The 22544-nt window shown below is 69.6% G+C and carries 25 protein-coding genes, 1 tRNA gene and 1 other RNA gene; 17 read left to right on the top strand and 10 right to left on the bottom strand.

All coding sequences use genetic code 11. From position 1 onward, the window contains the following. Both ACFOM9_RS07660 and ACFOM9_RS07655 read right to left on the bottom strand, forming a co-directional pair. Positions 1-351, bottom strand: coding sequence for a hypothetical protein (locus ACFOM9_RS07660; protein ID WP_386708512.1), 351 nt, complete (start codon positions 349-351; stop codon positions 1-3). 241 nt (positions 352-592) lie between these two features. Next, positions 593-1666 (bottom strand): glycosyltransferase family 9 protein, encoded by a 1074-nt coding sequence (locus tag ACFOM9_RS07655; RefSeq protein WP_386708509.1) that lies wholly within the window; start codon positions 1664-1666, stop codon positions 593-595. 20 nt (positions 1667-1686) lie between these two features. On the opposite strand from ACFOM9_RS07655, the gene ACFOM9_RS07650 reads away from it, so the two are divergent. From ACFOM9_RS07650 to ACFOM9_RS07625, 6 genes are all read left to right on the top strand, one after another. Next, entirely contained in the window at positions 1687-2445 is a 759-nt protein-coding gene (locus tag ACFOM9_RS07650; protein ID WP_386708506.1) for a 3-deoxy-D-manno-octulosonic acid kinase, read from the top strand. A 25-nt stretch (positions 2446-2470) separates the two neighbouring features. Continuing rightward, positions 2471-3229 carry an MBL fold metallo-hydrolase gene (locus tag ACFOM9_RS07645; protein ID WP_386708503.1) on the top strand — a complete coding sequence of 253 codons (759 nt, stop codon included), beginning with the start codon at positions 2471-2473 and terminating at the stop codon, positions 3227-3229. Further along, complete coding sequence (gene moaA / locus ACFOM9_RS07640; protein WP_386708500.1) at positions 3226-4248, top strand: GTP 3',8-cyclase MoaA; 1023 nt, start codon at positions 3226-3228, stop codon at positions 4246-4248. The genes ACFOM9_RS07645 and moaA overlap by 4 nt, the downstream gene beginning before the upstream one ends. A gap of 256 nt (positions 4249-4504) precedes the next feature. Further along, complete coding sequence (gene moaC / locus ACFOM9_RS07635; RefSeq protein ID WP_386708496.1) at positions 4505-4999, top strand: cyclic pyranopterin monophosphate synthase MoaC; 495 nt, start codon at positions 4505-4507, stop codon at positions 4997-4999. After that, positions 4999-5241 carry a MoaD/ThiS family protein gene (locus tag ACFOM9_RS07630; protein ID WP_386708493.1) on the top strand — a complete coding sequence of 81 codons (243 nt, stop codon included), beginning with the start codon at positions 4999-5001 and terminating at the stop codon, positions 5239-5241. The genes moaC and ACFOM9_RS07630 overlap by 1 nt, the downstream gene beginning before the upstream one ends. Further along, the gene (locus ACFOM9_RS07625; protein ID WP_386708490.1) at positions 5238-5663 is read left to right on the top strand and encodes a molybdenum cofactor biosynthesis protein MoaE; all 426 of its coding nucleotides are present in this window, start codon (positions 5238-5240) and stop codon (positions 5661-5663) included. Before ACFOM9_RS07630 ends, ACFOM9_RS07625 begins: the two co-directional genes overlap by 4 nt. A gap of 686 nt (positions 5664-6349) precedes the next feature. On the opposite strand, the gene ffs is transcribed toward ACFOM9_RS07625, so the two are convergent. Both ffs and ACFOM9_RS07615 read right to left on the bottom strand, forming a co-directional pair. Then, positions 6350-6446: signal recognition particle sRNA small type (ffs, locus tag ACFOM9_RS07620), an RNA gene on the bottom strand. A 239-nt stretch (positions 6447-6685) separates the two neighbouring features. Beyond that, a tRNA-Ser gene (locus ACFOM9_RS07615) sits at positions 6686-6778 on the bottom strand. A 161-nt stretch (positions 6779-6939) separates the two neighbouring features. Here ACFOM9_RS07615 and dnaX point away from each other — a divergent pair. From dnaX to ACFOM9_RS07590, 5 genes are all read left to right on the top strand, one after another. Further along, a complete protein-coding gene (dnaX, locus tag ACFOM9_RS07610; RefSeq protein ID WP_386708487.1) occupies positions 6940-8715 on the top strand; it encodes a DNA polymerase III subunit gamma/tau in 1776 nt (591 codons plus the stop codon). A gap of 15 nt (positions 8716-8730) precedes the next feature. Further along, complete coding sequence (locus ACFOM9_RS07605; RefSeq protein WP_386708484.1) at positions 8731-9051, top strand: YbaB/EbfC family nucleoid-associated protein; 321 nt, start codon at positions 8731-8733, stop codon at positions 9049-9051. Between the two features lie 51 nt (positions 9052-9102). Beyond that, positions 9103-9411 carry a hypothetical protein gene (locus tag ACFOM9_RS07600; RefSeq protein ID WP_386708481.1) on the top strand — a complete coding sequence of 103 codons (309 nt, stop codon included), beginning with the start codon at positions 9103-9105 and terminating at the stop codon, positions 9409-9411. Positions 9412-9455: 44 nt separating this feature from the next. Then, complete coding sequence (gene recR / locus ACFOM9_RS07595; protein WP_386708478.1) at positions 9456-10052, top strand: recombination mediator RecR; 597 nt, start codon at positions 9456-9458, stop codon at positions 10050-10052. 190 nt (positions 10053-10242) lie between these two features. Further along, the gene (locus tag ACFOM9_RS07590; RefSeq protein WP_386708475.1) at positions 10243-10593 is read left to right on the top strand and encodes a histidine triad nucleotide-binding protein; all 351 of its coding nucleotides are present in this window, start codon (positions 10243-10245) and stop codon (positions 10591-10593) included. 301 nt (positions 10594-10894) lie between these two features. On the opposite strand, the gene ACFOM9_RS07585 is transcribed toward ACFOM9_RS07590, so the two are convergent. Genes ACFOM9_RS07585 through ACFOM9_RS07570 form a run of 4 tightly spaced genes read right to left on the bottom strand, consistent with a single transcriptional unit; the run spans position 10895 to position 15339 of the window. Next, entirely contained in the window at positions 10895-11383 is a 489-nt protein-coding gene (locus ACFOM9_RS07585) for a Slp family lipoprotein (protein ID WP_386708472.1), read from the bottom strand. A gap of 38 nt (positions 11384-11421) precedes the next feature. After that, a complete protein-coding gene (locus ACFOM9_RS07580; RefSeq protein WP_386708645.1) occupies positions 11422-13350 on the bottom strand; it encodes a transglutaminase TgpA family protein in 1929 nt (642 codons plus the stop codon). 43 nt (positions 13351-13393) lie between these two features. Further along, positions 13394-14377, bottom strand: a complete 984-nt coding sequence (locus ACFOM9_RS07575; RefSeq protein ID WP_386708469.1) for a DUF58 domain-containing protein — start codon at positions 14375-14377, stop codon at positions 13394-13396. Between the two features lie 8 nt (positions 14378-14385). Then, positions 14386-15339, bottom strand: coding sequence for an AAA family ATPase (locus ACFOM9_RS07570; protein WP_386708466.1), 954 nt, complete (start codon positions 15337-15339; stop codon positions 14386-14388). 50 nt (positions 15340-15389) lie between these two features. Here ACFOM9_RS07570 and ACFOM9_RS07565 point away from each other — a divergent pair, with 50 nt between their 5' ends. Continuing rightward, on the top strand, positions 15390-17234 hold the full coding sequence (locus tag ACFOM9_RS07565) for an ArnT family glycosyltransferase (protein WP_386708463.1): 1845 nt from the start codon (positions 15390-15392) through the stop codon (positions 17232-17234). Between the two features lie 168 nt (positions 17235-17402). On the opposite strand, the gene ACFOM9_RS07560 is transcribed toward ACFOM9_RS07565, so the two are convergent. Then, a complete protein-coding gene (locus tag ACFOM9_RS07560; RefSeq protein ID WP_386708642.1) occupies positions 17403-17978 on the bottom strand; it encodes a Maf family protein in 576 nt (191 codons plus the stop codon). Next, positions 17975-18340: a hypothetical protein gene (locus ACFOM9_RS07555; RefSeq protein WP_386708460.1), complete on the bottom strand. Its 366-nt coding sequence runs from the start codon at positions 18338-18340 to the stop codon at positions 17975-17977. The genes ACFOM9_RS07560 and ACFOM9_RS07555 overlap by 4 nt, the downstream gene beginning before the upstream one ends. Before the next feature lie 136 nt (positions 18341-18476). On the opposite strand from ACFOM9_RS07555, the gene ACFOM9_RS07550 reads away from it, so the two are divergent. The 5 genes from ACFOM9_RS07550 to fabG all read left to right on the top strand — a co-directional run bounded on the left by ACFOM9_RS07550 (position 18477) and on the right by fabG (position 22447). Further along, entirely contained in the window at positions 18477-18995 is a 519-nt protein-coding gene (locus tag ACFOM9_RS07550; protein ID WP_386708457.1) for a YceD family protein, read from the top strand. A 142-nt stretch (positions 18996-19137) separates the two neighbouring features. Further along, positions 19138-19332 (top strand): 50S ribosomal protein L32, encoded by a 195-nt coding sequence (rpmF, locus tag ACFOM9_RS07545; RefSeq protein ID WP_386708454.1) that lies wholly within the window; start codon positions 19138-19140, stop codon positions 19330-19332. 127 nt (positions 19333-19459) lie between these two features. Continuing rightward, positions 19460-20455, top strand: coding sequence for a beta-ketoacyl-ACP synthase III (locus ACFOM9_RS07540; RefSeq protein WP_386708451.1), 996 nt, complete (start codon positions 19460-19462; stop codon positions 20453-20455). Between the two features lie 185 nt (positions 20456-20640). Continuing rightward, on the top strand, positions 20641-21585 hold the full coding sequence (gene fabD, locus ACFOM9_RS07535; protein ID WP_386708448.1) for an ACP S-malonyltransferase: 945 nt from the start codon (positions 20641-20643) through the stop codon (positions 21583-21585). A 118-nt stretch (positions 21586-21703) separates the two neighbouring features. After that, on the top strand, positions 21704-22447 hold the full coding sequence (gene fabG, locus ACFOM9_RS07530; protein ID WP_386708445.1) for a 3-oxoacyl-ACP reductase FabG: 744 nt from the start codon (positions 21704-21706) through the stop codon (positions 22445-22447). Positions 22448-22544: the final 97 nt, after the last annotated feature.

Below are 22544 nucleotides of genomic sequence, written 5' to 3'. Positions count from 1 at the left end.
TCACGCCGCCAGAGCGTAGGCGGACAGCGCGAAAGCCAGCAATGCCGCCGTCATCGCGACCAGCGACAACCGGTGTGTGCGCCGCAACTCCGTTTCCAGCTCGCCATTGCGCTGCTGCAGCGCCGCGAGCGTGGTTTCCAGCTGGTTCGCCCCCTGCTGCAGGGACGCCAGCGTGCGCTGCATTTCGCCTGCCAGCTGCTTGACCGCATCCGCGTTTTGCGTCGCCGCGTCCTGCAGCTCCTTGATCTGCTGCGGGATCTTGTCGGCGCCCTTGTCGCGCGTGAACATCGGCTTGGCCATCTGGATGATGTCCGGCAGGAACGGCGCGACGACCGTGAACCAGGCTGCCATCGGGCGGCACTCCTTGGGCGTTGAACGAGGGCGCGAGTATGCCAGTGCGCCTGGAAGGTCCTTGCGGGATGGCCTGGAGCGGCCCTCGGGGTGCGGCACCGAATCGCATCCGCATCGAGAGGATGTCCGCAGGAGCGGCCGAAGCCGCGAACCTCTTCGCGCCCACTGCATTTCCGCGTCGCCCGCGTCGCCGGCCAGAAGCTCGCGGCGGGCCCCGCTCCCGCGACGGGCGGGGAACTGGTTAACGTTCCGCTGCGAAGCGTTCGAACGCCGCCACGGCGTCCTGCACCGTCACCAGGTCCATCACGCCTTCGCGTTCGATCTTCGTGCCCCACTTGAGCTCGCGCGCCGGCTTGCCCAGGTACTTGCAGGCGGCATCGTCGTAGCGATCGACGCAGTAGCGGCGGTCGGAATAGGGGCCGCTGCGCGCCGGGTTGCTGGCCGCGTGCAGGCCGAGCACCTTGGTCCCCATCGCGTTGGCGATGTGCATCGGCCCCGAATCGGGCGTCATCACAAGGTCGGCGCGCTCGAGCAGGGCGGGCAGCTGCTTGAGCGTGTCCTTGCCGACCAGGTCCAGCGCCGGCGCCTGCATCGCGGACAAGATCGCGTCGGCGGTCGTACGCTCCAGCTCGCTGCGTCCGCCGCACAGCACGACGCGCCAGCCTCGCGTCGCGGCATGGTCGGCGACGGCGGCGTAGCGGTCGCTGCGCCAGTTGCGAAGGGCGTGGCTGGAGCATGGCGAAATCAGCAGCGTGGGCGCGCCGTCTTCCGGCCACTGCGCGCGCGCCCAGGCGCGGGCGTCGTCGGGTACCGGCAGGTTCCAGGCCACTTCGGTCTGCGCCAGCCCCAATGGCTCGCAGAAGCTGCCGATCGCATCGAGCACGTGGACTCCCGCGCGGGCGGGGATCCGTTCGTTGACGAACAGCCCGTGCAGGTCCTTGGAACGCGCGCCGTCGTAGCCGATGCGGCGCACCGCCGGCACGAACGCCGACAGCAGGTTGGCGCGCGCGGCGACCTGCATCTGCAACAGCGCGTCGAAGCGCTGGCCGCCGAAGTGCCGGCGCAGCGCGCGCATGCCTGCCAGGCCGGTGTTCTTGTCGTAGACGACGAAGTCCACGCCCTCCAGCCCTTCCAGCAACCTGTACTCGGCCTTGCCGATCACCCAGCTCAGCGCTGCGTCCGGCCAGGCGCGGCGCAGGGTGCGCACCAGAGGAACCACGTGCGTGGCATCACCGAGCGCCGACAGGCGCAGCAGGCAGATCGTGCGGGGGGCGGCCGCGGCCGGAACGGCGTGGATAACGGGATCGGAAGGCATGCGCTTGTTAGACTCACCGGATGGCCGCGTTCGATGCTACCGAAAGCCTGACGCCGTTCCGCGCCGGCCGCGGAGATCGCGGTGTGGGGTCGATTCTGTTCGACGCGACGCAGCTGCGGCAAGCCGATCCGCGCTGGTTCGACCCCGAGGCCTGGGGCGAGCGCGCGCAGCCGGTCGGCGACGGCGGCCGCGGCGGGGCGTGGTACATCGATGCCTCGCACGGCCCGTGCGTGCTGCGCCAGTACCTGCGCGGTGGCCTGGCTGCGAAAATCAGCCGCGACCGGTACCTGTGGCGCGACGCAGACCGGGTGCGCAGCTTCGCCGAGTTCAGGCTGCTGCGCGACCTGCTCAAGCAGGACCTGCCCGTGCCGCGACCGATCGCGGCCAGCTACACGCGCGAGGGGCCGTTGTATCGCGCCTCGATCCTGATGGAACGCCTGCTCGACGTGCGTTCGCTGGCCGACCTGGCCACCCTCGACGGCCACAGTGCACCCTGGGACCAGGCCGGGCGCCTGGTCGCGCGCTTCCATCGCGTCGGGCTCGACCACGCAGATCTCAACGCCCACAACCTGCTGTTCGACGCGGACGGGAAGGGCTGGATGATCGACTTCGATCGCAGCACGCTGCGGATCCCCGCCACCCGCTGGCGCGAAGGCAACCTGTCGCGGCTCAAGCGTTCCCTGCTCAAGCAGCGCGGGCATCGCACCGTGGCCGAGGTGGAGGAGGATTTCGCCCGCCTGCGCAAAGGCTACGACGAGCACTGGGATCGCGGCATCTGATGGACATCGGGATGGACGCGCGCTGATGGCCTGGTCGCTGCGCTTCCAGGGCGTGGGCAATGCCTCGGCGGTGGCGCTGGGGTCGCCGATGGCCACCATCGAGCGCGATGGCGCGCCGTGGCTGGCCATCGATTGCGGCGCCGAGGGCCTCACCGCGTATCTCGAACACTACGGCGAAGCGCCGCGCGCGCTGTTCGTGACCCACGTGCACCTGGACCATGTCGCCGGCTTCGAGCGGCTGTTCGTGGCCGACTATTTCGATTCGGCGCGCCGCGGCAAGACCCGGCTCTACGTGCCCGCGACGGTGGTGCCGCTGCTGCACCGGCGCGTGGGTGATTACCCGAACGTGCTGGCCGAAGGCGGCGCCAATTTCTGGGATGCGTTCCAGCTGGTGCCGGTCGGCGATGCGTTCTGGCATCACGGCGTGCGGCTGGAGGTCTTCCCGGTGCGCCACCACTGGCCCGAGACCGCTTACGGCCTGCGCCTGCGCGGCAGCCTGGTGTGGAGCGGGGACACCCGTCCGATCCCGGAAATGCTGGCCAGGCACGCCGACGCCGGCGAACTGGTCGCGCACGACTGCGCGCTGCACGGCAATCCTTCGCACAGCGGTATCGACGACCTCGAGCGCGAGTATCCCCACGAACTGCTCGAACGCTGCCTCTTCTACCACTACGCCGGCGTCGCCGACGGCCAGGCGCTGGCCGGGCGCGGGCACCGTGTGGCAACCCCGGGCGAAGTGGTCGCGCTGGCCGTGCCCACGGCCGAGCGGGAACAGCCGGCATGAATGCCGTGCTGGACGCGCCCGCGCTGCCGCTCGACCGCCTCGGCCGGCCGCTGCGCGACCTGCGCCTGTCGGTGATCGAAGCCTGCAACTTCCGCTGCGGCTACTGCATGCCCGCCGATCGCGTCCCCGAAGATCACGGCATGGACGCGGCATCACGCCTGTCGTTCGACGAGGTCGAGACGCTGGTGCGTGGTTTCGCGCGGCTGGGCGTGCACAAGCTGCGCCTGACCGGCGGCGAGCCGCTGCTGCGCAAGCGCCTGCCGGAACTGGTGGCGCGGCTGGCTGCCATCGACGGCATCGACGACCTGGCCCTGACCACTAACGGGGCGCTGCTGGCCAGGCGGGCGCGCGCGCTGCGCGAGGCCGGGCTGCGGCGGATCACGATCAGCCTCGACGCACTCGATCCGGCGCTGTTCCGCCGGCTCTCAGGCGACCGCGGCGAGCTGTCTGTCGTGCTGGCGGGCATCGCCGCCGCCCAGGACGCCGGCTTCGAGCGCATCAAGTTCAACTGCGTCGTGCAGCGTGGCGTCAACGACGACCAGGTGCTGCTTTTGGTCGAGCGCTTCCGAGGCAGCGGCCACATCGTGCGCTTCATCGAATACATGGACGTGGGCACCTGCAACGGCTGGGATGCCGCACGCGTCGTGCCGTCGGCGCAGCTGCGGGACCGCATCCATGCCCGCTGGCCGCTGCATGCGCTCGACGCGAACTACCGCGGCGAAGTCGCGTCGCGCTACGGTTTCGACGACGGCGCCGGCGAAGTCGGCTTCGTCGGTTCGATCAGCGCGCCGTTCTGCGGCGACTGCCACCGCGCCCGCGTCTCCGCCGACGGGCGTCTGTACACCTGTCTGTTCGCGGCCGAAGGTGCCGACCTGCGGCCTTGGCTGCGAGACGGCGATGCTGCGCTGGCCGACCACGTGGCCGGCCTGTGGACGCAGCGCAGTGACCGCTACAGCGAGCTGCGCGGACGCGCCAGCGCGTCGCGGCGGCATGTGGAGATGTTCCTGATCGGCGGATAGCTGCCGACCTGGCTGCCGCGCCGTGAAAGGCGCCCTGAAACAGTGTCCAGCATCGGCATGGCGAGCCAAGCTTTTTGTGGGAGCGGCTTCAGCCGCGAGCGTTTGGAGCCGCGGATCCGGCATCCGGTGATCGCGAATGCTTCGGAAGTCGACGCACGGGTTGTCATGCAAGCCCGCGGCTGCACTGCTGGCACCAACGTGGGCACCCTGGACAACGACTTACAATCGCCATGCCCGATCTTTGCCTTCCGTGACCATGCCACTGAAACCCGCACGCAAACTCAGCCACCTCGACGACAGCGGTCGCCCCGCGATGGTCGACGTCTCGGACAAGGCCGTCACCGCGCGCGAGGCCGTCGCCGAATGCCGGGTGAAATTCCCCCCCGCCGTCGCCGCGCAGCTGCGCGCGCAGGGGCTCAGGAGCGCCAAGGGCGGCATCGTCGAAACCGCGATCATCGCCGGTACCCTGGCGGTCAAGCGCACCTTTGATCTGATCCCGTTCTGCCACCCGCTGCCGATCGACGGCGTGCGCATCGGCATCGACTGGCACGGCGAACGCGAGCTGCGCATCGAATGCTCGGTGAAGACCGCCCACCGCACCGGCGTGGAGATGGAGGCGCTGACCGGCGCCACGGTCGCCGCGCTCACCGTCTACGACATGTGCAAGGCGCTGTCGCACGCGATCGTGATCGGCCCGGCGAAGCTGCTGGGCAAGCGCGGTGGCCGACATGATTTCGGCAGGACCGGCTGATGACGCGGGTCACCGTGCTGTACTTCGCCAGCCTGCGCGACGCGGCGGGCGTGGCCGGCGAACCAGTCGATTCCGGCGCAGCCAATCTGCGCGCGCTGTACGGCGAACTGCGCGAGCGCCACGGGTTCGCGTTGCCGGCCGAGCGGATGCGCGTCGCGGTGGGAGGCGCTTTCGCTGCATGGGACGACGCGCTGTCGGAGGGCAGCGAGGTCGCCTTCATTCCGCCGGTGAGCGGCGGATGAACACCGGCATGCCGCGCTTTTCGCTGTCGCCCGAAGCCTTCGAGATCGCACCGTTGCGCGACGCCCTGGGCGATGCCCGGGCGGGCGCGTTCGCGGCGTTCGAGGGCCGCGTGCGCAACCACAATGACGGTCGATCGGTGGATGGCCTGCATTACGAAGCCTACGTGGCACTGGCCGAAACCGAAGGCGAACGCGTGCTTGCCGAGGCGATCGAACGGTTCGACATCCTCGATGCGCGCTGCGTGCATCGCACCGGCGACCTCGCGATCGGTGACCTTGCCGTCTGGGTGGGTGTCACCGCCGCCCATCGCGACGCCGCCTTCGCCGCCTGTCGCTACGTCATCGACGAGGTCAAGGCGCGCGTCCCGATCTGGAAGCGCGAGCGCTACGCCGAGGGCGACGAGGACTGGCGGCACCCGTAGGTCGGGGCTACACCCACGACGCCAACGTCAACGTCAACGTCGCTTCCAGCGGCTACGGTCATGGCATGCATGGCTTGGAATCTTCCACGTCGAGGCTGCACCCCCGAACGCCCCTGACCGGGATGTCGCGAGGGAGTTCGCCAGATCGAGAGCCCTCGAGGGTGTAATCCCGCGCTGCGCGGACCCGACGGGTTTTCGTGTGAACGCCTAGTGGTCGGAAAATGGCTGGGACCCGCCGACTGTGCGACTGCCCGGAGGTCGATCGAAGAAGAGCCCCTCGGTAAGGGGCAGGGATCGGAAGCACATGCCGGTCCCCAAGGTTTGCGCAGCAAATCCTGGGACTTCAATGCGAAGCATTGAAAGGGCGATGACCCCGCCGGCTGACCTCGGCGCCCGCGTCGATCGATACCGTTGTTGCCGCGCCGGACGAATGTGTCCGGTGCGATGCGGACAAATGCCGTCGCCTCGGCTTGCGAAAATGAACAGCCGCCTGTCCGCCCAGGAGTTCCAGAGAAGAAAAAGGCGATGACCCCGCCGGCTGACCTCGGCGCCCGCGTCGATCGATACCGTTGCTGCCGCGCCGGACGAATGTGTCCGGTGCGATGCGGACAAATGCCGTCGCCACGGCTTGCGAAAATGAACAGCCGCCTGTCAGCGCAGGAGTTCCAGAGAAGAAAAAGGCGATGGCCCCGCCGGCTGACCTCGGCGCCCGCGTCGATCGATACCGTTGCTGCCTTCCGGCCCTGGCGGGGTTTTCGATCTAGCGTCGCGAGGGGCCGACGGGGCCACCATAGATGGCTGCGCGCGGGAACTGCGTGAGCGAGCGCGGGATTCTACCAGCATCGCGAGCGCTGATGTCCGGCCGGGGGATGCACTCGCCGCATCCATGTGCCTCGCCCTTCGGGCGGCTTCGCCGTGCAAATCGGCAGTCCTGCCGATTTGTCGAACCCGCAGGGATTCGCACCAGATCCCCTCTCCCCGCCACATACGCAAAACGCCCCTTGCGGGGCGCTTGACGGATGTGGCGGAGAGAGGGGGATTCGAACCCCCGAAGCGCGGTTTAGACGCTTACACACTTTCCAGGCGTGCTCCTTCAACCACTCGGACACCTCTCCGCTGGAACCTGAAGACGGCATTCCGGCCACGCTCAGGGGCGCAGATTCTAGCCTTGACCCGCGGGTATCACAACAAAGACCCGTCGCCACATCTCCGGGCGCGCCGCGGCGCGTCGACATCAGGGTAGGCAAGGTTCGCCGGGGCGCGGCAGAATGGCGCCATGTCCTACCTCGTCCTCGCCCGCAAGTGGCGCCCCAAGCGTTTCGCCGAACTGGTCGGGCAGGAGCACGTGGTCCGCGCGCTGTCCAACGCGCTCGATTCGGGCCGCGTGCACCACGCCTACCTGTTCACCGGCACGCGCGGCGTGGGCAAGACCACCATCGCGCGCATCTTCGCCAAGAGCCTGAACTGCGAGCGCGGCACGGGAGCCGATCCCTGCGGCGAGTGCGAGACCTGCCAGGCGATCGATGCCGGGCGCTACATCGACTTGCTGGAGATCGACGCGGCCTCCAATACCGGCGTCGACAACGTCCGCGAGCTGATCGAGAACGCGCAGTACATGCCGTCGCGCGGGCGCCACAAGGTCTACCTGATCGACGAAGTGCACATGCTGTCGAAGGCGGCGTTCAACGCGCTGCTCAAGACGCTCGAGGAGCCGCCGGAACACGTCAAGTTCCTGTTCGCCACCACCGATCCGGAAAAGTTGCTGGTGACGGTGCTGTCGCGCTGCCTGCAGTTCAACCTCAAGCGCCTGGACGAAGCGCAGATCGGCGGCCAGATCACCAAGATCCTCCAGGCCGAGGGCATCGCCGTCGAACCGGGCGCCGTGCACCAGCTGGCGAAAGCAGCGGACGGCAGCCTGCGCGACGGGCTGTCGCTGCTCGACCAGGCGATCGCCTACACCGGCGCCAACGGCGAGAACGCGCTGACCGACGCCGCGCTGGCGACCATGCTGGGCACGGTTGACCGCACCCGCGTCGGCGCGCTGCTGGGCGCGCTGGCCGCCGGCGATGGCAAGGCGCTGCTGGATGAAGTGGCGACGCTGGCCGAGCTCTCGCCGGACTGGGCCGGCGTGCTCGACGCGCTGGCCGAGGCGCTGCACCGGGTGCAGGTGAAGCAGCTGGTGCCGGAAAACGACGTCGAAGCCGGCGGCGTGGACGTCGAGGCGCTGGCGTCGAGCCTGCGCGCGGAAGTCGTGCAACTCTGGTACCAGATGGCGCTGGCCGGCCGCCGCGACCTGCACCTGGCGCCAAGCGCGCGCGCGGGCTTCGAGATGTGCCTGCTGCGGATGCTGGCCTTCCGCCCGGTCGAGGGCGACGTGGTGTCCGCGGGCGCGCCGGGCGCGACGCAACGCAGCCCGGGACCTGCCGCGGCACGTGCGGCGCTGGACATGGGCGCGGCTTCGGGATCGCCACCCGCGTCGCAACGGGCCCGCGCGCCATCGGCGCCCCCGCGCGCGCCGGGACGGGAATACGCAACGCCGGCGATCGCGTCACCGCCTCCGGTCGCAACCCCGCCCGCCACGGCGCAGCCCGCCGCGCAGGACAGCCCTGCGGCGGACATGCCGTCGCAACCCGCTGCGCCCGCCCGGCACGTCGCCACCGTGGACCTCGACGCGTCGTGCTGGCCCGACTTCGTCGCCGCGCTCGACCTGCGCGGCCCGGTGAAGGAGCTTGCCGCCAGCGCGGGCTTCATCGCTTGGTCCGACGGCGTGCTGCGACTGTCGCTGCCGCCGACCGACGACCATCTCAAGGCGCCGTTCCTGGTATCGCAGCTTGCGTCCGCGCTGGCGGTACCGCTCGGGATGCAGCCGCAGTTGCGCTTCGACGCCGCGCCGGGCGTGGCCGAAACCCTGCACGCGCGCAACGAGCGCCAGCGCGACGAACGCCAGGCTTCGGCCGAAAGCGCGTTCCTGGCCGATCCGCAGGTGCAGCGCCTGATGTCCCAGCGCGGCGCCAAGCTGGTGCCCGATTCGATACGCCCCTACGACGAATAGACCGGAAGAAAAGCCATGCGTGGAAACATCGCCCAGCTGATGCAGCAGGCGCAGAAGATGCAGGAAGACCTGCAGCGCGCCCAGGAAGAACTCGCCAACCTCGAAGTCACCGGCAACGCCGGCGGCGGCATGGTGTCGGTGACGCTCAGCGGCCGGATGGAATGCCGCAAGGTGCGCATCGATCCCGGCGCGCTGTCGGACCCGGAAATGGCCGAGGACCTGATTGCCGCCGCGTTCAACGACGCGGTCAACAAGGCCAATGCCGCGTCCCAGGAAAAGATGGGCGCCGCCACGGCGGGCATGCCGCTGCCGCCGGGCATGAAGCTGCCCTTCTGACGATGGCCGGCGCTGCTGCGCGCAAGGTATTCGAACGCGGGACCGGCTGACGTGTTCCGGCCACGCTACGGATACGCGGGCGCGGGTTGGGCGAAGCTGCTCGGCGTCCTGTGCCCGATGCTGCTCGTGCTGTTGTTGTTGCTGCGCGCCTTCCTGCCGCTGCCCGAGCCGATCCGCTGGCTCTGGGCCGCGACCGTGCTCGCCGCCTCGCTGTCGTGCGCGGTGGCGCTGATCCTGCTGATGATCGGGCCGTGGCAGAATCGCCTGGCCGGGATCGGACTTGGCCTCCTGGCGGGCGCGATCCTGCTGGTCCGCGAACCCGCCTACGCTTGGGCCGCGCACCTTTCGCGCCTGTTCTGACGCGCGCCGCGCCGGGCGCGGCGACCACACCCGACCGGATCCCGATGACCACCGCGCTGCTCGAACAACTGATCGAAGCCTTTCGCATCCTGCCCGGTGTCGGCCAGAAGACCGCGCAGCGCATGGCGTACCACGTGCTCGAGCGCGAGCGCGACGGCGGGCGGCGGCTGGCAGAGGTACTGGCTTCGTCGATCGAGCGCATCGGCCACTGCGTGCGCTGCCGGGATTTCAGCGAAACCGAAACCTGCGCCACCTGCGCCAGCGCCGCGCGCGATGCGCAGCAGCTGTGCGCGGTGGAATCGCCCGCGGACCGGCTCGTGATCGAACAGGCCACCGGCTATCGCGGGCTGTATTTCGTCCTGCAGGGGCGGCTCAGTCCGCTCGACGGCATCGGCCCGCGGGAGCTGGGCCTGGAGCAGCTGGCTTCGCGGCTGGCGACGGGCGAGGTGCAGGAACTGATCATCGCCACCAATCCGACGGTCGAGGGCGAGGCCACCGCGCATTACCTCGCACAGCTCGCCCGCAACCACGGCGTGCGCCCCAGTCGCCTGGCGCACGGCGTGCCGCTGGGCGGGGAGCTGGAGTACGTCGATCGCGGAACGCTGTCGCATGCGTTCGGGTCGCGGAGCGAGATGCCCTAGGGGGCACCGAATCGGAATTGGTGAATTAGGAATCGGGAATCGGGAAAAGCATGGAACTGCCGTCTCGAGCGCAACGAGGAAGCTATGGGCTTGCCCGGCAGAGCAGATCCCTCGCTGCGCTCGGGATGACAGGGTTACGCCTTCCGACATCCGATATCCCACATCCACATCCCCAGCCGCGAAGCCATCCATGACCGACACCATCTTCCACAAGATCATCCGCCGCGAGATCCCGGCCGACATCGTCTACGAGGACGACGGCCTGATCGCGTTCCGGGACATCGCGCCGCAGGCGCCGGTGCACGTGCTGTTCGTGCCGAAGGTCGACGTGGCCACGCTCAACGACGTCCAGGCCGACCAGGCCGCGGTGGTCGGCCGCCTGGCGTTCGCCGCCGCGCGCTATGCGAAGGAGCAGGGGTTTGCCGAGGACGGCTATCGCATTGTCATGAACTGCAATGACCACGGCGGGCAGACGGTGTTCCAGATCCACCTGCACCTGCTGGCCGGCGCACCGCTGGGACGCTTCGGCACGACAGGTTGAGCGCGGGCGGGAAGGCTTGGCGGGCCAATCGAGAGCCTTCGCGCTGGTACACGGCTGAACCGGATCCCAGGCGTCCGCGCTGGCGCGCGAGATGCTTCTGCCGTTGCAAGGCCAACCAGGGCCGTTGAGCTGCTTCAGCTGCTGACCCGCAAGCGTAAAGCCATCACGTCAAGGCGCGCGCGTGTCTGCGCAATTGTATGTTTGCGCGTAAATCGACCGGGCGCGTGAGTCCGGAAACCCGGACAGGCAGAAAAGAAAACGCCCGGAAACCCGGGCGTCCTCGTTCAATCGACCGCGCCGCTCACCACCAGCCCCACCACGGCCATGGCGCCGGGCGCGTCACCACGTTCACCCGCTCGCGGATCGGCCACAGGTAGACCACTTCGGCGGCGACGTGCGGGAAGCGGTAGTCGTAGCCGCCGATGCGGCGGTTCTCGTAGCCGTCGATGCGGCCGGTAAAGCTGACCTCGCGGTTCTTCTCGAAGATCGCAGGGTCGTAGAAACCGTCGCGGCAGGCGATGAAGCGCCCGCCCGTGTCGTCTTCGGCCCAGTACGGGCGGCCGCTGGCGGTCAGGCGGGTAGAGATGATTTCGAAGCAGGTGCGGTTTTCCTTGGGTTCGACCTGCACGATGCGCCCGCCCCAGCGCACCACGGCGCCAGTGCTCTCCTGTTGCGCCGCATCGCGCGGGGTGATCGGGTTGAAGTCGCCCTGCAGCGGCTTGGGCTGGGTGGCGCAGGCGGCGAGCAGGACGCTGGCAACGCAGGCCACTGCGAGAAGTCGGACGTTCATGCGGTCTCTCCGAAGCGTTTGATCGAATGCGGCGCGGATCAGGGACGATGCCGTCGCAGTGCGCGGACCAGTTCGTCCAGTTCGCGCGGCCCCTGTGTACGCCCGTCACCGTGAGCGTACCGCCATTGGGCGAAACGCGCGCTGAGCGATTCCAGGTCGGTGGCGGAGGGGCGGGAGGCGGCGACGCGCGCGGCCCATTCCCCGGCCGGTTCGTGCGGTGCGCGGCCCAGGCCCAGCCGGGCATAGCGGGCGCCGAGCCGGTGCCAGGCGCGCAGCAGGCGGTCGCGCTCGCGTTCGGCGCGGGCGGTCAGCCACAACATCCAGCCGATCGCCAACGCGGCCACGAGCGCGAACAGCGCGATCAGGCTGCGCTGGTCGAGGCGGTCGATGCCCAGCGGCTGCAGCAGCCGCTGCTGGCGCGCGGCGTCGAAGCCGAGCACGAGATCGTTCCAGCCGCGGCGCAGCCAGTCGCCCACGTCCAGCATCGGCGCCAGGCGACCGCCGAAGTTGCCGCTGGCGCGATCGGCGAGCGTGTCGTAGATCCGTTCGGGCGCGACCGCCGCGGTCGGGTCCACGCGCACCCAGCCGCGGCCGGCGAGCCAGACTTCGGCCCAGGCGTGCGCGTCGGACTTGCGCACCAGCCAGTAGTCGCCGTAGCGGTTCCGGTAGCCGCCCGCATAGCCGGTCACCACGCGCGCGGGAATGCCGGTCGCGCGCATCAGCACCACGAACGCCGAGCTGAAGTGCTCGCAGAAGCCCGCCTGCTGGTCGAACAGGAATTCGTCGACCGAGTGGCGGCCGGGCAACGGCGTGCTCAGGGTGTAGGCGAAATCGCTGCGGATCCAGGCCAGCGCACGTTCGACAATGGCCGCGTCGTTCGCGCCCGCCTTGCGGCGCCATTGCCGGGCGAGCGCGAGGGTGCGCGGGTTGTAGCCTTCGGGCAGGCGCAAGGCCATCTCGCGTAGCCGCGGATGCAGGCTGGCTTCGAACGCGACCGGCGCGGCGGAGCGCATCCGCCAGCGGGTCAACGTGACGAGCGGTCGCGGCGCTTCGAGACCGTAGTCGAGTCCCAGCCGGGTGCCTTCCGGGATCTGCGTGGGCAGGTCGAGCGCCACCATCTGCCGGGTCTCGGTGGGCTCCAGCGTCATTTCGTAGTCCCAGCTGCGCGCGGCATGCGTCGCCGGCGCCGGCGGCAGGCCCTGCAGCCGTTTCGCGGCAGTCCAGGTGCGGCCGTCGAAGTTCCACAGCACCGGGCCGCGCCAGTACAACTGCGACGGCGCGGGCGGGGGACCGAAGAACGTTGCCCGCAGCGCCGGGCTGTCGTCGTTCATGAAGTCGAGCCACTCGCCCGGCGACATGCGGTCCGACAGCCCGGGGCGGGCGAGCACGCGCTCGGGCACGCCCCACAGGGGTGTCGCGATGCGGGGGAAAAGCCAGAAGGCCGCCATCGCGAGCGGCAGGCCAATCGCGATCAGTCGCCACACGCCCAGCAGCCGGCGCCATGGCGGCAATGCGCGCATGGCATCGCCCGATTCGAGGTCCGCCAGTCGCAGCAGCGCGGCCAGAGCCAGCGTCGCACCGAGCAGGGCAAGCACGAGCGACAGCGGCCCCTGGTCGAGCAGGAACGTGGAGAACGGGGCGAACAGGGCGAAGCCGAGCAGGCTGCGGCCATCGCGCACGGTGGACAGTTCGACCGGCTTGATCGCGAGCATCGCCGCGAGCAGGGCGCAGCCGGTGTCGCGGCCGAGGACGAAATGCGAGCTGGCCATCACGTACCCCAGCAGCGCCAGCGCCAGCAGCAGGCGCAGCCACGCGGGCAGGCGATGGCGGCGGGTGGTGGCCGCGATCGCGCCGCCAAGCACGGCGATCGCGATCGCCATGGTGCCGGGCAGCTGCAGCAGCAGCGGCAGCAGGCAGGCGGCCGCGGCTGCGAGCGTCCACAGGCGGCTTTGTGGATCGAGCGCCATCGACCGCGCCGGCTTGCCCTTCGCAGCCGGCAGGACGGTGGAATCAGCGTGTGCCGACATCGCTGCCTCCCGCTTCGGGCAGCAGCGCCAGGGCGCGCAGGCAGGCGTGGCGATGGTCGGCGCCGCGCGCCGGTCCCAGCGCCTGCGTGGGCAACCGCAATGTCCACCGGCGGCCTTCGCGCTCGGCCTGGTCGACCCAGCGCGCCAGGCGTTGGATGCGGTCTTCCCATGCCAGCGCGTGCAGCGCGTGCCAGTCGAGCACGAGGTCGGCGCCGAGTGGTTGCTCGTACTCGCGCACCAGCAGCGTGCCGTGGCGGGCGGAGGGTTTCCACGCGATCGCGCGGCGCGCATCGCCGCGGCGATAGGCGCGCAAGTGGTGGACATCGTCGCCGGCCGGATGCAGGCGCGCCCGGCCGTTGTCGCCGCCGCCGTCCGGCAGGGGCGGGCCGTGTACCTCGGGCGCCGGGTAGACCAGCAGCGGCGATGCGGGCCACACCCACGCCCAGGCACGGGCGAGGCCCAGCGGGCGGGCGGTGGAAATGCGCACCCGCCCGGCATCGAGCCAGCCGCGCCGCGTGGTCGGAACCTGCAGCGTCGCGGTGCCCGCGCCGTTGTCCAGCGTGAGCACCGCTGTCGTGCCCAGGCATTCGACGCGCAGCCCGCGACGCGAGCGACCCGGTTGTGCCCGCGCGTGCACGTCCACGACCAGTGGCTTGCCGGCCGCGACCGGCTCGGCATCGATCGCCAGCACCTGCAGCCCGCTCAGCTGCAGGTGCGCGGCGAACAGGCTGGTGTTGGCGGTGCCCGCCAGCAGCATCGCCAGCAGCAATGCCGGATTGTTGTTGTAGTTGAGCGCGCCGGCCAGCATCGCCAGCAGCAGCAACAGGAAGAACCAGCCGAATGCGGTCGGCAGGATGTAGACGCGATGGCGGTCGAGCGCGACCGGCAGCGATTCACGATGCCGCGGCCGCGCCAGCGATTCGATGCGCTGGCGCCAGCCCGGTTTCACCCCCGCCGTCGTGCTCACGCTGCGCCCTAGTCGACCCGGACGCCGTGGAGGATTGCCTTGGCCAGCGTGTAGCCGTCGCCGGCGTCCGCATCGGCGACCAGACGATGCGCGGCGACCGCGGGGAACAGCGCCTGCACGTCTTCGGGCAGCACGTGCGCACGCCCGAGCAGCAGCGCGTACGCGCGCGCCGCGCGCAGCAGGGCGATGCCGGCGCGCGGCGACAGGCCGACGCGCACCCCGGGATGGTGGCGGCTGCGCGCCAGCAGCGACTGCACGTACACGACCAGCGCCTCGCTGGCATGCACGCCGGTGACCGCTTCGCGCAGCGCCTGCACGTCGTCGGCGCCGAGCACCGGGAGCGTCCGCGCGATCAGGTCGCGGCGGTCGCTGCCGGCGAGCAGTGCGCGCTCGGCGCCTTCGTCGGGATAGCCCAGCGTGAGCCGCAGCAGGAAGCGATCGAGCTGCGAGTCGGGCAGCGGGTAGGTGCCGGCGAGATCGACCGGATTCTGCGTGGCGATCACGAAGAACGGGTCGGGCAGCGCGTGCGTGGTGCCGTCCACGGTGACCTGGTGTTCGGCCATTGCCTCGAGCAGCGCGCTCTGGGTGCGCGGCGGCGCGCGGTTGATCTCGTCGGCCAGCAGCACGTGCGCGAACACGGGCCCTGGATGGAATTCGAAACGTTGCGCCTGCGCATCGAATACCGACACGCCGACAATGTCCGAGGGCAGCAGGTCCGAAGTGAACTGCACGCGCTGGAAGCCCAGCCCCAGGGTCGCCGCCATGGCGTGGGCCAGGGTGGTCTTGCCCAGGCCGGGCAGGTCCTCGATCAGCAGGTGTCCATCGGACAGCAAGGCGACGAATGCGAGCCGGACCTCGTGCGGCTTGCCGAGCACCAGGGTGTTCACCTGCGCCTGCGCGCGCTTCACCGCATCGCGAAGACCGTCGGTTAGCATGTGCCGCTGTTCGGGGATTGCGGTCATGCGTCGTCGCTCCCTGTGGAAGAAACCGAGTGTAGCGAGGTCGTTGCTGGATGCGGGAGCAGGGCTGGAAAAGGATCGACGCGCGCGTGCTGTTCATCGCACTCTGGGCCGGCGTGTCGCTGCTCAAGGTCGCGATGGCCGCGCGCCTGCCGCTGTTCGTCGACGAGGCGTTCTACTGGCAGGAGAGCCGGCACCTGTCGTGGGCGTACTCGGACCTGCCGGGGCTTACCGCATGGCTGATCCGGCTCGGCGATTTCATGTTCGGCGAGGGCAGGTTGGCTTTGCGCGCGCCCTTCCTGATCATCGCCGCGGCCCTTCCATGGCTGGTCGTGCGGATCACCGCGCGCGAATTCGACCCGCGCCACGCCTGGGTCGCCGGTATCGCCGCCGTGCTCTTGCCGCTGGCCGGCTCGCTCGGCCTGCTGGCCTTGCCGGACGTGCCGATGGCGCTGGCGACGCTGCTGTGCATCGATGCCGGCGCGCGCCTGCTGCGCAATGTCAGCGACGGCGCCTCGCTGCTGCTTGGCGCGGGACTTGCGATCGGCGCGCTCAGCCACTACCGCTTCATCGCCGTGATCGGCGTCGGATTCCTGGTGCTGTTGTCGATGCCTGCCGGCCGCCGCGCACTGGCCGATCCGCGGGTCTGGATCGCGATCGCCTTCGGCGCCGCCGCATGGACGCCGCTGATGGCGTGGAACATGGAGAACGCCGAAGCGGGCCTTCGTTTCCAGCTGGTCGATCGCCACCCGTGGGCGTTCCATGCCGATGGCCTGCTGTTCCTCGCCATCCAGGGTCTGCTGGTGACGCCGCCGCTGTTCGTCGCGCTGATGTCCGCCGCGTGTCGCCGCGGATGGTCCACCGACAGCCAGCGCTATTTCGCCTGGCTCGGCGGCCTGGTGGTGCTGGGGTTCTTCGCGCTCGGGTTCTTCGCCGACACGCGGCGCGTGAGCTTCCACTGGCCGCTGCCCGGCTACCTTGCGCTGTTGCCGCTGCTGCCGGCCGTGTTCTCGACCTGGGCACCGTGGCTGCGGCGGGTGGCGTGGGGCGTGGCCGGCTGCGGCCTGGTCGCGGTGCTGGGCTATTTCGCCGCGGTATCGACGCCGTCGCTGCGCGAGCAGTCGGCCGCGCTGAAATGGTATCCATCGAACTTTGCCGGTTGGGACACCCTCGCCGCGGAGGTGCGCGACCGGCGCGCGAAGATGCCGGAAGGCGCCCAGGTCGTCGCCGGCAACTTCAAGATCGGCGCAGAGCTGGGTTTTGCCCTCGGCGAGCCGGATATTCCCGCGCTGGAGCACCCGCTCAACCGCGCCCATGGCCGCGCGCCGCAGTTGCGGCTGTGGGGCCTGCAGCGCGAGCATCGGTTCGAACGCCCGACGCTGCTGGTCGCCGGCGCCACCGACGTGGAATACAAGCACCTGCTGCAGCGTTACCACGCGCTGTGCGCGCAGCTCGGGCCGCTGCCGAAGCCGCACGCGCTGAACATCGACCACGGCGCACAGCGCTACATGCTGTTCGAGTTCGACGGCAAACCGGCGAAAGCCGGCGCGCCCTGCATCACGCCGGCGATGGCGTGGATTGACGCGCCGGTGTCGGGCGCGCGGGTGGGGCAGATGTTCGAGGTGTCCGGCTGGGCGTTCAAGGATGGCGTCGGCCTGTCCGCGGTCGAGGTGCTGCTCGACGGCAAGCCGGTCGCGAAGGCCGAATACGGGTTGGCCAATCCCGGCGCGGCCGCGTACTGGAAGATCTCCACCGACCCGCAACATCCCAAGGTCGGTTTCCGCGCCCGCGTCGATGCGGGCAAGCTTGCGCCGGGGCGCCACTGGCTCGGACTGCGCCTGCACGGTCGCGACGGCAGCGTCGAGGACTGGAGCGAGCAGCCGATCTCGCTTCGTTGAGCCAGCGCCGGACGTGATTTCACGATGCTCCACGGATGGCCCGTTGCAACTGTGGGAGCGGCTTCAGCCGCGAACTTTCCTGATGTCGCCAGCCAGTTCCAGCTGCAAAAAAGCTAGCGGCTGAAACCGCTCCCACGATCGTTCTGCGGTCGACTTGCGGGTCCGGGCCTAGGGCAACGAGAATCCCGCCTCCCGCAGCAGGCCCGCTGTCTCGATCAGCGGCAACCCGACCAGCGCGGTCGGATCCCGTGATTCGACCGCCGCGAACAGCGCGATGCCGAGCCCTTCGGACTTGAAGCTTCCGGCGCAGTCGAACGGCTGTTCGGCGTCGACGTAGCGGGCGATCGCATCGCGCGCCAGCGTCCGGAACCGGACCGTGGTGGTGTCCAGCGCCGCGAAATGCCGGCCGCCGGGCCCCGCCAGCGCCACGGCGGTGCGGAATGCGATCGCACGCCCGGACATCGCAGCCAGCTGTTCGATCGCCCGTTCGCGATTGCCGGGCTTGCCCAGCGGCGCGCCGTCCAGTTCGGCGACCTGGTCGGAACCGATCACCCAGTCGCCCGGCCTGCCAACGGCCACCGCTTCGGCCTTGGCCAGCGCCAGGCGCGCCACCAGCAGCGTCGGCGTTTCGCCGGGCAACGGGGTTTCGTCGACCTCGGGTCGCTGGGTGTCGAACGGCAGCCGCAGGCGCGTGAGCAGCTCACGGCGGTAAGGGGAGGTGGAGGCCAGGACGAGCACGGTCAGGCCAGGGGCGCGCGGGCCCGTTCGATCTGGACGAGTTGCTGCTCGATGCGTCGGCGAGCCGCCTCGATCGAATCACGGACCGAGCGCAACTGATCCAGCGAGGCGTCGCCCCCGTGCTGCTGCAGCCAGAGGCGCTGGCGGAGCATTTCCTGCATCGCGTCGCGGACCGGATTGCCGTCGCTCCCGGCGATCGCCTCGATCTCGGCCCGGGCATCGCGCAATCGCGCTTCCAGGCCGTCGGCCGCGTCCAGCAGCTGCCCCAGCGCACGCTGGCGCTCGCCGCCCCGGCGGCGGCGATGCAGCAGCAGCACCAGGACAAGGACCACGGCGAGAGTGGCCAGCAGCGCGAGGATCGGGGTCAAGAAGGCGGCACCGGGACAGGCGAGGCCGCAGTCTGCCCCGCGGCGGGCGCGGCGGGCAAATTGGCAGGCCTCCCGGGGCCGCGGCAGGCGGCAGGGTTTGACACCCGGGGGGTCGATCCTTAACATTCCCCGGCTTATGTCTACAGATGTCCCCGAAAGCCTGGACGCTTGGCGCATGGTCGCGGCCCGGCGTGGCTTCACGGGGCGCCTGCCGTTGTCGTCGATGCCGCGCCTGTGTGATGCATTGTGCGACGACGAGGGCGAGGTGGCGTTCGCGCTGCAGTTCGACCGCGATTCGCTGCAGGTCCCCTACGTGGAACTGCGGATCGACGCCGCGCTGCCGCTGCAATGCCAGCGCACGCTGCAGCGCTTCGAGTTCCCGGTGGCGATCGTGCAGCGTCTGGGCCTGATCGCGGCCGGCAGCGATGATGAAGTCGAGGAAGCCGCGTTGCCGGAGGGCTACGAGGCGTTGCAGGTTCCCGAGGACGGGATGCTGCGGCCGGCGGAACTGGTGGAGGACGAACTGATCCTCGCCATTCCGGTGATCCCGGTGAAGCCTGGATCCGAGGCGGTCGAGCGCGACTGGCCGGTGCAGGCGGACGAGGAACTGCGCGCCAATCCGTTCGCGGCGCTGAAGGACCTGAAGAAGCACTAGCGGCAGATCGAACCAAGAGTGACCCGCAATACCATGTAATACCGCAGCACCCGCCAGGCCGCGCACCGCGCGATTCCTGGGCCGGCAAACCCCGTCATCGAACAAGTTTCGTAGTCAGACAATCCGTTTCTGGAGCAATCCCATGGCTGTGCAGAAGTCCCGCGTTTCCCCCGCCCGTCGTGGCCAGCGTCGTTCGCACGACTCGCTGACCGCCAAGCAGCTGGCCACCGACCCGACCTCGGGCGAGACCCACCTGCGCCACCACATCACCGCCGACGGCTACTACCGCGGCAAGCAGGTGATCGTGCCCAAGGCGCAGGTCGTCGAGGAAGACTGATCCTCGCCGCCCCGCCGCAAACCGGCGGCGGGCATGATCGAGCTTTGCAGCAACGCCCCGCAGCGTCCCGGCGTGCTGTTCGTCCGCCGGCGCGCGCTGGCAGGCACCACGTGAGGGCAGCACGAAGATGAGCGAGCAAGCCTCGAACCCGCGTATTTATTCGCGGATCGCCGGCACCGGAAGCTACCTGCCGGAAAAGGTGCTGACCAACGACGACCTGGCCAAGTTCGTCGACACCAGCGACGAATGGATCGCGTCGCGCACCGGCATTCGTGAGCGCCACGTCGCGGCCGAAGGCGAAACCACGGGCGATCTCGCCTACCACGCCTCCGTGCGTGCGCTGGAAGCGGCCGGCGTCGATGCCTCCGAACTCGACCTGATCGTGCTCGGCACCACCACGCCCGACCTCGTTTTTCCGTCCACCGCCTGCCTGCTGCAGCACCGGCTCGGTGCCAACGGCTGCGCCGCGTTCGACGTCAATGCCGCGTGCTCGGGCTTTGTCTACGCGCTGTCGGTGGCCGACAAGTTCATCCGCACGGGCAGCGCGAAGACGGTCCTGGTGGTCGGCGCGGAAACGCTCACCCGCATGGTCGACTGGAGCGAGCGCACCACCTGCGTGCTGTTCGGCGACGGCGCCGGCGCCGTGGTGCTCAAGGCCGATGCCGACACCGGCATCCTCAGCACCCACCTGCACGCCGACGGCGGCAAGAAGGAGCTGTTGTGGAACCCGGTCGGCGTCTCGGTCGGCTTCAAGGAAAACGAGAAGAACGCAGGCGTGCGCATCCGCATGGCCGGCAGCGAAGTCTTCAAGTACGCGGTGAAGGCGCTCGACGCGATCGTCGACGAGACGCTCGAAGCCAACGGCCTGGATCGCCATGCGCTCGACTGGCTGATCCCGCACCAGGCCAACCTGCGCATCATCGAAGCCACCGCCAAGCGGCTGGACATGCCGATGGACCGCGTCATCGTCACCGTCGACCGGCACGGCAATACGTCTTCGGGCTCGGTGCCGCTGGCACTCGACGAGGCGATCCGTTCCGGCAAGGTGCAACGCGGCCAGCTGCTGCTGCTCGAAGCCTTCGGCGGCGGATTCACCTGGGGCTCGGCGCTGCTGCGCTACTGAGCAAGCAGGCCCCGGGATTCGAACTCGGGATCACCGACGCAAAGGCCGCGAGAGATCGCGGCTTTTGCGTTTGCGAAGTGCGAATTCCCGACCGCCGGCCCCGCCCGTGACAATACGCCCGGGTACAGACATCGGCGCCGGTTCGCCCGTATCATCGCGGCTCGCTTTTTCCGCAGGATTGGCGCTTGACCGCTTCCACGCTCGCTTTCGTGTTCCCGGGCCAGGGCTCGCAGTCGCTGGCGATGCTGGCCGAACTTTCGGAGCTGCATCCGCTGGTGCGCGAAACCTTCGCCGAGGCTTCCGATGGCGCCGGTGCCGACCTGTGGGCGCTGTCGCAGCAGGGGCCCGAGGAACAGCTCAACCGGACCGAGTACACGCAGCCTGCGTTGCTCGCCGCCGGCGCCGCCGTGTGGCGTCTGTGGCAGCAGCAGGGTGGGGCGACGCCGCTTGCGCTGGCGGGCCACAGCCTCGGCGAATACACCGCGCTGGTCGCGGCCGACATGCTGTCGCTGCGCGACGCCGCGCACCTGGTGCGCATCCGCGGCCAGCTGATGCAGGAAGCCGCGCCTGCCGGCAGCGGCGCGATGGCGGCGGTGATCGGCGCCGACGACGAAACCGTGCGCAGCGCCTGCAGCGAAGCGTCGGGCGACCAAGTGGTGGTGCCTGCCAACTACAACTCGCCCGGCCAGATCGTCATTGGCGGCCACGCGGCCGCGGTCGACCGCGCGCTTGCGCTGCTGGCGGAGCAGGGCGTCCGCAAGACCGTGAAACTCGCGGTCAGCGTGCCGTCGCACACGCCGCTCATGCGCGAGGCGGCCAATCGCCTGTCCGAGACCATGGCCGCGCTGTCGTGGCGCGAGCCGCAGCTGCCGATCGTGCAGAACGTGGACGCCGAAGTGCACGAAGGACTCCAGTCGATCCGCGATGCGCTGGTGCGACAGCTTTATCTTCCGGTGCAGTGGAGCGGCGTGGTGCAAGCGCTCGCGGGCATGGGCGTCACGCGCGTGGCCGAGTGCGGCCCCGGCAAGGTGCTGACCGGGTTGGCCAGGCGCATCGACAAGTCGCTCGACGCACGTACGCTGGGAACTCCCGGCGACTTCGAGGCCGCCATAGCGGACTGGAAGGCCTGACCCGGGACCAGGCAGCGGCGCCAACTTCGCGCCGGCATTATCCCGCCAAGGCACCTGAGCACTTCCGCACCGACCCGCGCAGTTCCGCGGCGCACACATGTCATTCGAGGAATCCACGATGGACAAGACACTGACCGGCGAAATCGCGCTCGTCACCGGCGCCAGCCGCGGCATCGGCGCGGCAATCGCGGACGAACTGGCGGCGCGCGGCGCGACCGTGATCGGGACCGCGACCAGCGACGCCGGTGCGAGCGCCATCGGCGAACGCCTCGCTGCTTCGGGCGGGCACGGCCGCAGGCTCGATGTCGGCGAAGCGGGCGGGATCGAATCGCTCATCGATGCCATCGGCAAGGACTTCGGCGGCATCTCCATCCTGGTCAACAACGCGGGCATCACCCGCGACAACCTGTTGCTGCGGATGAAGGACGAGGAATGGCAGGCCATCCTCGACACCAACCTCACCAGCGTCTATCGCAGCTGCAAGGCGGTCATGCGCGGAATGATGAAGGCGCGTCGCGGCCGCATCATCAACATCGCCTCGGTTGTCGGCGTGACCGGCAATGCAGGCCAGGCCAACTACGCCGCAGCGAAGGCCGGCATCATCGCATTCAGTAAATCGATGGCGAAGGAAATCGGATCGCGCGGCGTCACGGTCAACGTGGTCGCCCCTGGATTCATCGCCACCGACATGACCCGTGACCTGCCCGAAGCCTCGAAGCAGGCGCTCGTCGGGCAGATCGCGCTCGGACGCCTTGGCGAACCGTCTGACATCGCGCAGGCCGTGGCCTTCCTCGCCGGCCCGTCGGCGGCCTACATCACCGGCGAAACGCTGCACGTCAACGGCGGCATGTACATGCCGTGACCCCGCAGGGTTGCCGGTCGACCGGATCTACTGCAGGAAAGGGGGCGCAAGCCCTTGAACGAAAAGGGGACGCCAACGCAGTGTCCAGCGCCCGGCT

The sequence above is a fragment of the Luteimonas notoginsengisoli genome (assembly GCF_042648885.1).
GTDB classification, from domain to species: Bacteria; Pseudomonadota; Gammaproteobacteria; order Xanthomonadales; family Xanthomonadaceae; genus Luteimonas; species Luteimonas notoginsengisoli.
Note: the sequence above shows the minus strand (reverse complement) of the source record. Positions and strands in the feature narration are given on the sequence as shown.

Excerpts from the sequence above, each read along its gene's own strand:
- ACFOM9_RS07645 (WP_386708503.1), top strand. The coding sequence starts at position 2,471 with ATGGCCTGGTCGCTGCGCTTCCAGGGCGTGGGCAATGCCTCGGCGGTG.
- ACFOM9_RS07650 (WP_386708506.1), top strand. The coding sequence starts at position 1,687 with ATGGCCGCGTTCGATGCTACCGAAAGCCTGACGCCGTTCCGCGCCGGC.
- ACFOM9_RS07540 (WP_386708451.1), top strand. The coding sequence starts at position 19,460 with ATGAGCGAGCAAGCCTCGAACCCGCGTATTTATTCGCGGATCGCCGGC.
- recR (WP_386708478.1), top strand. The coding sequence starts at position 9,456 with ATGACCACCGCGCTGCTCGAACAACTGATCGAAGCCTTTCGCATCCTG.
- ACFOM9_RS07590 (WP_386708475.1), top strand. The coding sequence starts at position 10,243 with ATGACCGACACCATCTTCCACAAGATCATCCGCCGCGAGATCCCGGCC.
- ACFOM9_RS07605 (WP_386708484.1), top strand. The coding sequence starts at position 8,731 with ATGCGTGGAAACATCGCCCAGCTGATGCAGCAGGCGCAGAAGATGCAG.
- moaC (WP_386708496.1), top strand. The coding sequence starts at position 4,505 with ATGCCACTGAAACCCGCACGCAAACTCAGCCACCTCGACGACAGCGGT.
- dnaX (WP_386708487.1), top strand. The coding sequence starts at position 6,940 with ATGTCCTACCTCGTCCTCGCCCGCAAGTGGCGCCCCAAGCGTTTCGCC.
- ACFOM9_RS07655 (WP_386708509.1), bottom strand. The coding sequence starts at position 1,666 with ATGCCTTCCGATCCCGTTATCCACGCCGTTCCGGCCGCGGCCGCCCCC.
- ACFOM9_RS07570 (WP_386708466.1), bottom strand. The coding sequence starts at position 15,339 with ATGACCGCAATCCCCGAACAGCGGCACATGCTAACCGACGGTCTTCGC.
- moaA (WP_386708500.1), top strand. The coding sequence starts at position 3,226 with ATGAATGCCGTGCTGGACGCGCCCGCGCTGCCGCTCGACCGCCTCGGC.
- ACFOM9_RS07550 (WP_386708457.1), top strand. The coding sequence starts at position 18,477 with ATGTCTACAGATGTCCCCGAAAGCCTGGACGCTTGGCGCATGGTCGCG.
- ACFOM9_RS07660 (WP_386708512.1), bottom strand. The coding sequence starts at position 351 with ATGGCAGCCTGGTTCACGGTCGTCGCGCCGTTCCTGCCGGACATCATC.
- ACFOM9_RS07625 (WP_386708490.1), top strand. The coding sequence starts at position 5,238 with ATGAACACCGGCATGCCGCGCTTTTCGCTGTCGCCCGAAGCCTTCGAG.
- fabG (WP_386708445.1), top strand. The coding sequence starts at position 21,704 with ATGGACAAGACACTGACCGGCGAAATCGCGCTCGTCACCGGCGCCAGC.
- ACFOM9_RS07580 (WP_386708645.1), bottom strand. The coding sequence starts at position 13,350 with ATGGCGCTCGATCCACAAAGCCGCCTGTGGACGCTCGCAGCCGCGGCC.
- ACFOM9_RS07585 (WP_386708472.1), bottom strand. The coding sequence starts at position 11,383 with ATGAACGTCCGACTTCTCGCAGTGGCCTGCGTTGCCAGCGTCCTGCTC.
- ACFOM9_RS07565 (WP_386708463.1), top strand. The coding sequence starts at position 15,390 with ATGCGGGAGCAGGGCTGGAAAAGGATCGACGCGCGCGTGCTGTTCATC.
- rpmF (WP_386708454.1), top strand. The coding sequence starts at position 19,138 with ATGGCTGTGCAGAAGTCCCGCGTTTCCCCCGCCCGTCGTGGCCAGCGT.
- ACFOM9_RS07630 (WP_386708493.1), top strand. The coding sequence starts at position 4,999 with ATGACGCGGGTCACCGTGCTGTACTTCGCCAGCCTGCGCGACGCGGCG.